This is a genomic window from uncultured Tenacibaculum sp. (genome assembly GCF_947494125.1).
Lineage (GTDB): Bacteria > Bacteroidota > Bacteroidia > Flavobacteriales > Flavobacteriaceae > Polaribacter.
In genome coordinates this window covers 629,467-641,838 of record NZ_CANLTU010000001.1, presented here as the reverse complement: position 1 = coordinate 641,838, position 12,372 = coordinate 629,467, and the positions used below count along the sequence as shown (strand labels likewise).

At 29.9% G+C, this 12,372-nt stretch carries 11 protein-coding genes; 10 read left to right on the top strand and 1 reads right to left on the bottom strand.

All coding sequences use genetic code 11. The annotated features are described in order from the left end of the window. Positions 1-13 precede the first annotated feature (13 nt). On the bottom strand, positions 14-2,938 hold the full coding sequence (locus tag Q0881_RS02895; protein WP_299156787.1) for a TonB-dependent receptor: 2,925 nt from the start codon (positions 2,936-2,938) through the stop codon (positions 14-16). A 260-nt stretch (positions 2,939-3,198) separates the two neighbouring features. Here Q0881_RS02895 and Q0881_RS02890 point away from each other — a divergent pair, with 260 nt between their 5' ends. The 10 genes from Q0881_RS02890 to Q0881_RS02845 all read left to right on the top strand — a co-directional run bounded on the left by Q0881_RS02890 (position 3,199) and on the right by Q0881_RS02845 (position 12,196). Further along, complete coding sequence (locus tag Q0881_RS02890; protein WP_299156785.1) at positions 3,199-4,188, top strand: MoxR family ATPase; 990 nt, start codon at positions 3,199-3,201, stop codon at positions 4,186-4,188. 82 nt (positions 4,189-4,270) lie between these two features. Beyond that, positions 4,271-4,600, top strand: coding sequence for a hypothetical protein (locus Q0881_RS02885; RefSeq protein WP_299156783.1), 330 nt, complete (start codon positions 4,271-4,273; stop codon positions 4,598-4,600). Beyond that, the gene (locus Q0881_RS02880) at positions 4,601-5,467 is read left to right on the top strand and encodes a DUF58 domain-containing protein (RefSeq protein ID WP_299156781.1); all 867 of its coding nucleotides are present in this window, start codon (positions 4,601-4,603) and stop codon (positions 5,465-5,467) included. It abuts the gene before it with no gap. Between the two features lie 27 nt (positions 5,468-5,494). After that, positions 5,495-6,412, top strand: coding sequence for a BatD family protein (locus tag Q0881_RS02875; protein ID WP_299156779.1), 918 nt, complete (start codon positions 5,495-5,497; stop codon positions 6,410-6,412). Further along, positions 6,399-7,406, top strand: a complete 1,008-nt coding sequence (locus tag Q0881_RS02870; RefSeq protein ID WP_299156778.1) for a VWA domain-containing protein — start codon at positions 6,399-6,401, stop codon at positions 7,404-7,406. The genes Q0881_RS02875 and Q0881_RS02870 overlap by 14 nt, the downstream gene beginning before the upstream one ends. A 3-nt stretch (positions 7,407-7,409) precedes the next feature. Next, entirely contained in the window at positions 7,410-8,453 is a 1,044-nt protein-coding gene (locus tag Q0881_RS02865) for a VWA domain-containing protein (RefSeq protein WP_299156776.1), read from the top strand. 6 nt (positions 8,454-8,459) lie between these two features. Beyond that, complete coding sequence (locus Q0881_RS02860) at positions 8,460-9,266, top strand: tetratricopeptide repeat protein (RefSeq protein WP_299156774.1); 807 nt, start codon at positions 8,460-8,462, stop codon at positions 9,264-9,266. 50 nt (positions 9,267-9,316) lie between these two features. Then, the gene (locus Q0881_RS02855; protein WP_299156772.1) at positions 9,317-11,080 is read left to right on the top strand and encodes a BatD family protein; all 1,764 of its coding nucleotides are present in this window, start codon (positions 9,317-9,319) and stop codon (positions 11,078-11,080) included. Continuing rightward, positions 11,080-11,832, top strand: coding sequence for a tetratricopeptide repeat protein (locus Q0881_RS02850; RefSeq protein ID WP_299156770.1), 753 nt, complete (start codon positions 11,080-11,082; stop codon positions 11,830-11,832). The genes Q0881_RS02855 and Q0881_RS02850 overlap by 1 nt, the downstream gene beginning before the upstream one ends. A 67-nt stretch (positions 11,833-11,899) precedes the next feature. Then, complete coding sequence (locus Q0881_RS02845; protein ID WP_299156768.1) at positions 11,900-12,196, top strand: hypothetical protein; 297 nt, start codon at positions 11,900-11,902, stop codon at positions 12,194-12,196. The last annotated feature ends 176 nt before the right edge of the window (positions 12,197-12,372 follow it).

The window sequence follows — 12,372 nt, the reverse complement described above, 5'->3', positions numbered from 1 at the left end:
TCTGCAAATTATATTATTTAATAACAAAGCTTAAACGGGCAAATAAAAATCTACCACCTATACCAAACTGTTGTGCTCTACGCGACCAATCAAAACGCCCACTACTTCGGTTGTTTCCTCCATCTCCTAAAGCTTGTGCTGCTCTATCTGGATATACATCCAAAATATTGTTAGCACCTACAGTAAATGTTAATTCTTTTGTTGCTTTAAATCCAACAGAAAGATCTGTAACCACCTTACCACTAAAAACTTGTTGTCTATTTACATTTGTAGTTGCCTCAGTTACTTCACCAAAATATACATTTCTTAAAAACACATTAAATTTATCTGTTTTTAATGTATTTGATAAATTCACTTTAGTTCTTGGCACTGCCTCTTCTAAATACACTCTACTATCCTCTGGAAAATAAGTATCTATTAAACCTGCATTCGCTATTTGTTCTGAACTGTGAATATCATCTACTTGATTTGTTTTTGAAAATGTAGCTGATAAGTCCGATTTTAAACTCATTTTCTCATTCAATGCTGTTTTATGCGTTACTACAATATCAATTCCTTTCGATTCCGTATCTATAGCATTAGCAAAAAATGATGCTGCTGTAGCATTTGCTTCTTTAAGTAACTTACCAAATTCTGAATCTGAATCATCATTAGGATTCGTATTAGTATCATTTGTTCTAAACTGCCCAGTATAAACTACTCTATCTTCAATACCTACCCAGTAACCATCTACTGTTATTTTTAAGTTTGCTGAAGGAATTTTAGCAGTAAAACCTAAACTTATACTTGCAGATTCCTCTTGTTTTAATTTAGGTATACCTAATAATTGTGCAACTCTACTATCATTTGAAAAAGTACCAACTTCTTCTGGATTTCCATTCTGTCCAAATAGCGTCGATGTAGTACTAAAATTTAATTGATGTAATGATGGAGCTCTAAATCCTGTATTAAAAGCTGATCTAATATTAAAATTTTCATTAACCTTATAACGACCTGAAAGTTTATAATTAAAAGTTGAACCAAAATCACTGTAGTTTTCAAAACGACCAGCGATTCCAATTAATAATTTATCTGTTAAATCTGCTTCAAGATCTGTATATGCAGCAAAACTACTACGGTCTCTTGACAATTCGTTTTTAGCATTGAAACCTGGAAAAACTTGTGCGCCTCCTGGTCTTGTATTTCCAAAGAAATCTACTGTTGCGTTTGTATTTCCTGTTACAGGTAATCCATTAGCATCGTATTGTGTGTACGACTCTTCTTCTCCTGCTACAATTTCATACAATTCTTTTCTAAATTCTGCTCCAAAAGCTACATTTAATCCTTCAAAAATATCTTTATAATTATTAGATAAATCTAAATTTGTTGTGTTTTGAGAAAAAGAGAAACCACCTGCATCAAAACGAGTTGGCGAGTTATTTAACATTGAAGCATTTGAAGTATTTGATATTTCAAATAAGAAAGCATTTCTACCCCATGTATTACTTAAATCTACATCCCAATCTTTAATTTTACCTTTAATTCCTAAAGCAAAAGACATGTCGCTTATTTTTGAATTAATTTCTGGTAAAAAACCATTGATATAAAATGGAGTGTATGTTCTTGACTGATTAGGTAAACGGTAAAAACCTGCTGAATTTCCTATTCTTGAACTAATACCTGCAAATGAGTATAATTCTGTTCCATTGTCATTTAATGGCAATGACATATTTGCAAAGAAACGACCTCCTCTAAGTGCAGATTGCCCTACTCTCATTGTAAAATCTGTTCTATCTAAACCACGAACAGCTAATTCAGATTCTGTAGTGTCAAAATTTAACAATCCTTGTAAGTCTTGTGTTGTTGCTGCATTATTAATAGCGCTTTTAGTAGCTAAATCGAAATGTGTAACTCCTTGAGCTGCAAATTGAATATCTGATAAAGATAAGTTAGCAAGATCTAATCCTGAATTATTAGCTACCCATTCTATAGAATTATATGCATTGAAAATAGTTCCTTCGTATGACTTCATACGGTTATAAGGATTTCTAAAATCGAAGTCTCCAGTAAAGTTTATAAAACCACCGTTCTCTCCTAAATCAATTCCATAATTAGCAGATACATTTACACTTTCACCATCAATTCCTCCAGTTTGCTTGTCTGAATTTTTTGAAACATGAGCTCCAGAAGTAACAGCTAAATTTAATTCATTTGTTTTACTATTAAGGACAATGTTAATTACCCCTGCAATTGCATCTGAACCATATTGAGCGGCAGCACCGTCTCTTAATACTTCTATTCTTTTAATTGCAGCTGCTGGTATTGCATTTAAATCTGTACCTACACTTCCTCTACCAAATGTTCCATTTACATTTACTAATGAAGATGTATGTCTTCTTTTACCATTAATTAACACCAATACTTGATCTGGACCTAATCCTCTTAGAGAGGCTGGATCTATATGATCTGTACCATCGGAAATTGTTTGTGTATTTGACGAAAAAGAAGGAGCTACGTAATTTAAAATTTGATTTAAATTAACTTGTGGTGATGTTGCTGTTAATTCAGCTACATCAATAATGTCTACGGGTACGGGGGTATCTATCGCTGTTCTTGATTTGTTTCTTGATCCTACCAAGACTACTTCGTCTAAATTTTCACTAACTTCCTTTACTTCAATAGTAACATATTTAGTTGAATTAATTAGTTTTTCTACTGTTTTAAATCCAATAGAAGAAACTATTAGTGTTGTAGGAATTTTCTTTACATTAATTGAAAATTCTCCTTTGTCATCGGTTGTTACACCGTTAGTGGTCCCTTTCTCAAGCACATTAAAGAAAGGTAATGGCTCTTTGTTTTCATCAACGACCAGTCCTTTAACAGTTTGTGCTGTCATAGAAATTGTTACAAAAAATAAACTAAAAAATAGAATTTTTTTGAATAGTGAGTTTTTTTTCATGAACTATTGTTTAAATTTAATTAGTCTACAAATATTTAAATTATACACACAAAAAACAATGTTTTTCAGTCTTTTATTTAAATAAATAACATTTTTAATATTTTATTTTTATAAAATTAACTTTTTTAACATTAATTACATCAATCAAGTTAATAATCATTGAATAAACCTTTTTTTGCTTTAACCTTACTTTAACAGCTGTTATTTTCTTATTATTGTAGCTTTGTTTCACAAAAATTCAAATATATATTTCAATTAATATGGACATAGATGTAAGAGCTATTAATGAAAAAATAGAAAGAGAAAGTGCTTTTGTTGATTTACTAACAAATGAAATGGGTAAAGTTATCGTTGGTCAAAAATATATGGTTGAACGATTACTCATTGGACTTCTTGGTAACGGACACATTCTATTAGAAGGTGTTCCAGGGCTAGCAAAAACACTAGCAATCAACACACTATCTAAAGCTATTCAAGCAAGTTTTAGCCGTGTTCAGTTTACTCCCGATTTATTACCTGCTGACATTGTAGGTACCATGATTTACAATGTAAAAGAAAGTGACTTTGTAATTAAAAAGGGACCAATTTTCGCAAACTTCGTGTTAGCAGATGAAATTAATCGTGCTCCAGCTAAAGTGCAATCTGCTTTATTAGAAGCAATGCAAGAGCGACAAATTACTATTGGTGATGAAACTTTCAAGTTACAAGAACCTTTTTTAGTAATGGCCACTCAAAATCCTGTTGAACAAGAAGGTACATACCCTCTTCCTGAGGCTCAGGTAGACCGTTTTATGTTAAAAACTGTTATTGATTACCCGAAGCTTGAAGACGAACAATTAATTATGCGCCAAAACTTAAATGGAAGTTTTGGTAAAGTAAATCCAGTTGTTTCTGTCGAACAAATTATAAAAGCTCGACAAGTTGTTAACGAAGTATATATGGATGAAAAAATTGAGAAGTATATTCTTGATATTATTTTCGCTACCCGTTACCCTGAAAAATATAATTTAGAAAAATTACAGCCTTTAATTAGCTTTGGTTCTTCTCCTCGTGGTAGTATTGCCTTAGCTAAAGCAGCAAAATGCTATGCTTTTATTAAACGAAGAGGCTATGTAATACCAGAAGACGTTAGAGCCATAGTAAATGATGTATTACGTCATAGAATTGGAATTACATATGAAGCTGAAGCTGAAAACATCACATCATTAGATATTATTAATTCAATCATAAATGAGGTTCAGGTACCTTAATCAAAAAACACCTAGAAAATAATAATTAAACCTTAACGACAACTCAACTAAGCAAAAGTTTTACCCCCTTAAACAAGCTATTATGAGATTTAAATTAACAACGTACAAAACGTTAAATGGAACAAAAAAAATTTTAGAATTAAACAGAAGAAAAAGTACTGAAGCCATTGTTTACAAAGACGACTCCCCTAGTTTTTTTGTAGACTGTTTTGACTTACAGACTGAATCTAATGTTAAGATGAACAGTTTAGTACTATGTCAACAACGGAGACTAGACGAAGTTATTAAAGAAATTGGTAAGAAAAACAATGTGAATTTATCAATACAAAAGGCACCTTTATTAGCAATTAAACAAGATGCTGAGTATACTGAGATGGATTTACCGCCATTACCAGAAGCTTGGTTAAATTAAATGGACACAAAAGAATTACTAAAAAAAGTTCGGAAAATAGAAATTAAGACACGTCGGTTGTCTAATCATATATTCGGAGGAGAATACCACTCGACCTTTAAAGGTCGTGGTATGACCTTCTCTGAAGTACGTCAATACCAATATGGAGATGATATTAGAGCTATTGACTGGAACGTAACCGCTCGTTATAACGAACCTTATATTAAAGTTTTTGAAGAAGAGCGTGAATTAACAATGATGCTTGTTGTTGATATTTCAGGTTCGGAATTTTTTGGTACTACAAATCAATTTAAAAAAGATACTATTACAGAAATTGCTGCAACTCTAGCTTTTTCTGCAATACAAAACAACGACAAGGTTGGCCTAATTTTATTTTCTGATCAAGTTGAACTATATATTCCTCCTAAAAAAGGAAAAAGTCATGTTTTAAGAATTATTAGAGAGTTAATCGAGTTTCACCCTAAAAGTAAGCAAACAAATATTGGAGAGGCCTTAAAGTTCTTGTCTAATATTATGAAAAAGAAAGCTATTGTTTTTATGCTTTCAGATTTTATGGATGATAATTATGAACGTACATTAAAAATTGTTGGTAATAAACATGATGTTACTGGCATACGTGTATATGATAGATCTGATGAGGAAATTCCTAATTTAGGTATGGTACCAATGGTAGATGCTGAAACAGGAAAAACACAATTAGTAAATACGAGTTCATCATCTGTAAGAAATCAATATAAAGCGAATGCATTACGTTTAACTGATTATTTCGAAACCACTTTTAAGAAAAGTGGATCTGGAACAATTAGCACACGTGTTGATGAAAGCTATGTAAAAAAATTATTAGGTTATTTTAAACGAAAAGGATAATTGTCTACTTTAAAAAGACAGTATAAAATGAGAAAAAATATATTTTACATCTTCTTGCTTATATGTTCTGTTGGATTTTCACAATCTAACAAAATACATGTTGAAGTTGACACTACCAATATTAAAATTGGAGAGCAATTTCAATACAAAATTTCAGTTGATGAAACTGAAAATGTAATTATTCCTAAATTGAATAATTTAAAAGGCTTAGAAGTTATTGATACTTTAAAGATTGATACTATTAAGAATAAACTTGTTCAAAAATATATTTTAACAGGTTTTGATAGTGGTGCATTTTATATTCCTCAGCAACAAATTTTTATAAAGAACCAAGCATATTTAACTGATAGCTTACTTATTAATGTTGCCACAATTGCTATAGATACAACAAAAATTAAAAAATTCCCAATCAAAGGAATTAAAGGAGAGCCTTACCAACTAGACGACTTTAAAGGATATATTTATTGGGCTATAGCCTTATTAATTCTTATTGGATTGCTAGTATATTACTTCATATTTAAAAAGAAAAAAGAAGAAAAAGAAGCCATCGTTGTACCTTCATTACCTCCTTATGAAGAAGCTATACAGAGACTTCAAGAATTAGACAATAAGTTATTATGGCAAAACAACCATATTAAAAAATATTACAGTGAATTAACAGGTATTGTTAGAGCTTATATTGAAAGAGAATTAAAAATACCTGCACTAGAAAGCACAACTGATGAATTGATAGATACTTTAAAAGATTTTGATGACATAAAATCAATTGAAACGACTAAAGAAACAATTCAAAAATTAAAAGAGTTATTACAAGAATCGGATTTAGTAAAGTTTGCAAAATCTAAGCCTTTATCTAATGAAATTGAGCAAGATCGTAAAGATGCTAAAAATGTAATTGATAATTTAAAACCTAAAAAAGAAGAAATAGAAGATGAAGTGGAATAATTTTGAATTTCATAGCCCTGAATTTTTATGGTTACTAATATTAATTCCTTTACTTGCTTTTTGGAATTACTATTCTAGAAAAAAAGACAGTGCTCATTTAACAATTTCTAGCATAAAAGGATTTAAAGCTCAAGGCTCTATACTTCCTAAACTTAAACCTTCACTATATATTTTTAGATTACTTGCTTTAACATGTTTAATTGTTGCTCTAGCTAGACCAAGAAATGTAGCTGTAAGTAAAAAAACAAAAACAAACCGAGGTATAGATATTGTTATGGCAATTGACGTATCTGCAAGTATGCTTGCAAAAGATTTAAAACCTAATCGTTTAGAAGCTCTTAAACGAGTTGCTACTGATTTTGTTAATAGAAGACCTAATGATCGTATTGGTATAGTTGTATATGCTGGAGAAAGCTTTACTCAAACTCCTATTACAAGTGATAAGTCTATTATAAAAAGAACTATTTCTGAAATTAAATGGGGACAACTTGAAGGTGGTACAGCCATTGGTATGGGATTAGGTTCTGCAGTAAATAGATTAAAAGAGAGCAAAGCCAAAAGTAAAATCATTATTCTTTTAACTGACGGTGTAAATAATGCAGGTTTTGTTGATCCTAAAACAGCAACAGAGTTAGCAAAAGGAAACGGCATTAAAGTATATACTATTGGAATAGGAACTAATGGAATGGCACCTTTTCCTTGGGCAAAAGACCCTAGAACTGGGAAAATTTCATTTAGAAATCAACAAGTGGAAATTGATGAATCTTTACTTAAACATATTGCCAAAGAAACAGAAGGAAAGTATTTCAGAGCTACAAATAACTCTAAATTAAAAGCTATTTATAACGAAATAGATAAGCTTGAAAAAACAAAAATAGAAGAATTTAAGTATTATAATTATACTGAAAAATACAGGTTACTTGTATTATTAGCAGGTATCTTTTTACTATTAGAATTCGTATTAAAAAACACATTATTTAAAAGTTTTATATAAACAATGTATCGTATAGAAGAACCAATATATTTTTATTTTTTTGCAATTATCCCTATAATAGTTGTTATTTTCCTGTTGGTTTTATGGTGGAAAAAAAGAACACAAAAAAAATTCACAAATAAAGAGTTATTACTTAAAATAGCTCCAAACACATCTACATTCAAATCTATTTTAAAATTGACTTTCTTTTTAATTGGATTATCTTTTCTAATCATATCTTTAGTAAACCCTAAAATGGGGACTAAATTAAAAACGGTAAAAAGAGAAGGTGTCGATGTAGTTTTTGCTCTTGACGTATCTAAAAGTATGTTAGCAGAAGATATTGCTCCAAATAGATTAGAAAAATCTAAACAAATCATTTCTAAAATTATTAATAAACTAGGAAGTGATAGAGTTGGTGTAATTATTTATGCAGGTAATTCATATCCACTATTACCAATTACAACAGATCATGCAGCTGCAAAAATGTTTTTACAAAATGCAAATCCAGACATGGTTTCAAGCCAAGGAACTGCTATTAATGAAGCATTAAACTTAGCCAAAACATATTACAATAACGATGAACAAACAAATCGTTTTTTAATTATTATCTCCGATGGTGAAGATCATCAAGAAGAAACAAAACAAATTGCTCAAAACTTATCCAATGAAGGTGTAAAAGTATACACTATTGGTGTAGGTACAGAAAAAGGAGGTCCAATACCAATTAAATTAAATGGCGCACTTATTGGTTATAAAAAAGATAGAAAAGGAGAAACTGTAATTACCAAAAGAAAACCTAATGTTTTACAAGGTATTGCAGAAGCTTCTAACGGAGAATATATTGATGGTAATAAAACTGAAAACCCAGTAAAAATAATTGAAAACATAATTGCAAACGCGCAAAAAAGCGAATTTGAAACAAAACAATTTTCTGATTACAAAGATCAATTTCAATGGTTTCTAGGTATAGGCTTATTGTTTTTAATTATCGATTTATTTTTCTTCGAAAGAAAAACAAAATGGGTAAAGAAAGTAGACTTATTTAACGAAGAGTCAAAAAAATAAATGAAGATGAAGAGTTTACAATATATTTTATTTTTAATGCTATTGCTAATTGCAACAACAAACAGCAATGCACAACAAGACACACTAAAACTACAGCGTGAAGCAAGGGCTTTATTACGTGAAGGAAATAAATTATATAACAAACAAAAATTTGATGATGCAGCAATTGCTTACCGTAAAGCTTTAGGCAAAAACAGTAAGTACGAAAAAGCTAGCTATAATTTTGGAAACACCTTATATCAAGGCAAAAAGTTTAAAGAAGCAGTTGCTCAATTTGAAGTAACAGCAAAGACTTCAAAAGACAAGTTTGCTAAAGCAGAAGCATATCACAATATTGGAAATGCAATGATGGAGCAAAAACAATATCAGCAAGCTGTTGACGCCTATAAAAATGCTTTAAGAAGAAATCCTGATGACGATGAAACTCGTTATAATTTAGCTGTTGCACAAAAGAACTTGAAAAAGCAGCAACAAGATCAAAAAGACAAAAAGGACAAGAATAAAGATAAAAAAGATCAGAATAAGAAAGATCAAAAGGACAAAGACGACAAAGACAAGCAAAAAGATAAAAATAAAGATAAAAAAGGCGACGATAAGGATAAGAAGGACGATAAAAAAGATCAAAATCAGAAACCTAATAAAAATGACAAGAAAGATAAGAAACAAAAGCCTCAACCTCAACAAGGGAAAATGTCTCCTGAACAAATGAAGCAATTGTTAGAAAGCTTGAATAATGAAGAGAAAAAGACACAAAAGAAAATGAATGTTAAAAAATCAAAAGGAAGAAAAGTAAAACAAGAAAAAGATTGGTAATTTTCCAATTTTTGAAATCTTAATTATTTTTACAATTTTTGAAAATGAATATGAAGTTGAAATTATACATATCATTAATAATATTTTTTATTACACTAGGAATTAATGCGCAAGAATCTGCATTAAAAGCAACAGTTAGTAAAAATAAACTAGGTGTAAATCAGCGTTTACGTGTTGAATTCACGATTAATAAACAAGGAGCAGATAATTTTAAAGCTCCAAGTTTTAAAAACTTCAAAGTTGTTGGAGGGCCAAGTCAATCAGTTAGCCAATCGTTAATAAATGGTAAGCTTTCTTTTTCTCAATCGTATTCATATATTTTACAACCCAAAAGAAAAGGAGAATTTAATCTTCCTTCTGCCACTATTGAAATTGACGGAAATACAATAGAATCGAACCCTGTAAAAATTATTGTTTTAAATGCCGTTGATCTTCCTAAGAATCCTAACGACCCAAATTATATAGCACAACAAAACATACATTTAGTTGCTGAACTTTCAAAATCACAGCCATATGTAGGTGAAGGCATCTATGTTGAATATCGCTTGTACTTTAGTGAAAACGTAGGTATATACGATAATGCAATTACAGAAGCTCCACAATATAATGGTTTCTGGAATCAAGAAATTAAACGAAACGGAACTCCAGTAAAAATAGGAAAGTACAATGGAGAACGCTATCGCTATGCTGTATTACACAAAGCACTATTAATTCCAACAAAAGATGGTAAATTAACTATCGATCCAATGAAAATGGATATCATTGTTGCCGTACCAACTGGACGTGCTGATTTCTTTGGAAATGTCATCACCAAACAAGTACGAAAAGAATTTTCTTCAGCAAAAAAAATAGTTAGAGCAAAAGCTTTACCTCTTGAAAACAAACCTGAAAACTTTACAGGTGCAGTTGGTCAGTTTTCTTTTGATGTTTCTTTAAACAAACTTACTTTAAAAGCAAATGAGTCTGCAAAAATAAAAGTAACCGTAAATGGAAAAGGGAATTTAAAACTATTTGAACTTCCTAAAATAGAAGCTCCTAAAGAATTAGAAGTATATCAACCAGAAAGGAAAGAAAATGTTAGTATAACTTCTAGTGGATTAAAAGGATCTGTTACAGACAACTATACTGTAGTACCTGAGTTTAAAGGAAAATACAAAATTCCAAAAACAAGCTTTTCATACTTCAACCCTAAAGAGAAAGTATACCAAACTATTACAACAGAAGATTTATATGTTGATGTTTTAGAAGGTAAAGAACTACCTACATCTTCAGATACTAAAACAGTAGCTAAACAAAACATAAAAGTTACAGGAAACGACTTTAGATATATCCAAACCTCTAGTAACTTGCAAACAGTATCAACATACAACTTTTTCAAATCAACAATATTCTATATTCTATTATTGTTACCAATCTTGTTAATTCCTATAGGGATTTTTATATACAAGAAAAAAGAAGAACGCGATGGAGATGTTATTGGTAATAAACAAAGAAAAGCAGATAAATTAGCTAAAAAGTATTTATCAGAAGCACAGAAACAACTAGGAAACAAAGAAGCTTTTTACGAAGCCCTAGAAAGAGCTTTACACAATTATTTAAAAGCTAAGTTAGGAGTGGAAACTTCAGATATAAGTAGTGAAAAAATAACTGATTTATTAAAAGATAAACAAATTAATACTTCAACTATTCAAAGCTTTATAGATGTTTTAAACGATTGCGATTTTGCTCGATACACTCCAATTACAAACGTACAAATGGAAGAGGAGTACGAAAAAGCGAAACAAGTAATTACACAATTAGACAAGCAGTTATAATGAAAAAAATTATTGTAATATTATTGTTTTTTACAACAAACCTTGTGTCAGCACAAACTGTAAATGAACTATTTACAAACGCAAACACACTATACAAAGAAGGAAAACACCAAGAAGCTATTGAATTGTATAATCAAATAGAAAGTACTGGTAAAGTTTCTTCTGAATTATACTTTAATTTAGGAAATGCTTATTACAAGCTAAACCAAGTAGCTCCTTCAATTTATAATTATGAAAAGGCTTTACTACTAGACCCTTTAAATGAAGACGCTCAAAACAACTTAATTATAGCTAAACGATTAACATTAGATAGAATAGAAGAATTACCTAAGTCTATTTTTCAAAAGATTAATAATAATTTCCTGCAGAAATTCTCTTATAATACATGGGCAATCTTTGTAGTATTGTTATCTTTTTTAGCCTCTTTTTTATTTTTAATGTTCTATTTTTCATATACTCCCAACAAAAAAAGATTCTTTTTTACAACTAGCACAATATCTTTTATACTCCTAATAACAGTATTAACAATAACTTTCACTCAATACAATCAATCAAAAAATAACATTGAGGCAATTGTTTTTAATTACGAAATTGAAATAAAAAATGCTCCAACTGATGATTCTGATGTAATATTTACCCTGCACGAAGGCACTAAAGTTAAGGTATTAGACACTGTAGATGAGTGGAAGAAAATTAAGTTAATAGATGGTAAAATTGGCTGGGTAAAAAGTGATGCTATCAAAGTATTATAAATTTTCATTTATTTAACATTTAATTATCTCATATCTTTTATATTTGCTCTTCGTCAAAAAAATGATAATGAGCAAAAACCTCTTTGCATACTTACTTACTATAATACTACTAGCCTCAGTAGCTATTCCTTCGTATTATAGTATTACCGAAGAGCTTTGTGAATCATCACTAATTATTGACATAGAGGAAGATACCGAAAACAATGAGAATTCTGAAAAGAACGAAATAAAGATTATCGACTTTTCTAATGAATTTTCATCAGTATACACACTTCCTTGTAGAGATAAGAAAAACACTTATATCTCAAATCAGTATAATTCTATATCAAGAAGTTTAGAATCTCCACCTCCCGAATTTTCTTAAATATTATTTATTACTAACATCTTAGATAGATGTTTTAGCATATTTTATTCATAATCAAGAATTGTAACAACAAATCTTGAGTAACATATTTATGCCTTTTTTAAAGTCAAAACATATTTGAAACAAGAAATTAATAATCAACGTTTTAAATAAACCTCTTAAAAAAAGAAAGTAAT

Coding starts and splice junctions, on each gene's coding strand:
- Q0881_RS02895 (WP_299156787.1), bottom strand. CDS start 2,938: ATGAAAAAAAACTCACTATTCAAAAAAATTCTATTTTTTAGTTTATTT.
- Q0881_RS02890 (WP_299156785.1), top strand. CDS start 3,199: ATGGACATAGATGTAAGAGCTATTAATGAAAAAATAGAAAGAGAAAGT.
- Q0881_RS02885 (WP_299156783.1), top strand. CDS start 4,271: ATGAGATTTAAATTAACAACGTACAAAACGTTAAATGGAACAAAAAAA.
- Q0881_RS02880 (WP_299156781.1), top strand. CDS start 4,601: ATGGACACAAAAGAATTACTAAAAAAAGTTCGGAAAATAGAAATTAAG.
- Q0881_RS02875 (WP_299156779.1), top strand. CDS start 5,495: ATGAGAAAAAATATATTTTACATCTTCTTGCTTATATGTTCTGTTGGA.
- Q0881_RS02870 (WP_299156778.1), top strand. CDS start 6,399: ATGAAGTGGAATAATTTTGAATTTCATAGCCCTGAATTTTTATGGTTA.
- Q0881_RS02865 (WP_299156776.1), top strand. CDS start 7,410: ATGTATCGTATAGAAGAACCAATATATTTTTATTTTTTTGCAATTATC.
- Q0881_RS02860 (WP_299156774.1), top strand. CDS start 8,460: ATGAAGAGTTTACAATATATTTTATTTTTAATGCTATTGCTAATTGCA.
- Q0881_RS02855 (WP_299156772.1), top strand. CDS start 9,317: ATGAAGTTGAAATTATACATATCATTAATAATATTTTTTATTACACTA.
- Q0881_RS02850 (WP_299156770.1), top strand. CDS start 11,080: ATGAAAAAAATTATTGTAATATTATTGTTTTTTACAACAAACCTTGTG.
- Q0881_RS02845 (WP_299156768.1), top strand. CDS start 11,900: ATGAGCAAAAACCTCTTTGCATACTTACTTACTATAATACTACTAGCC.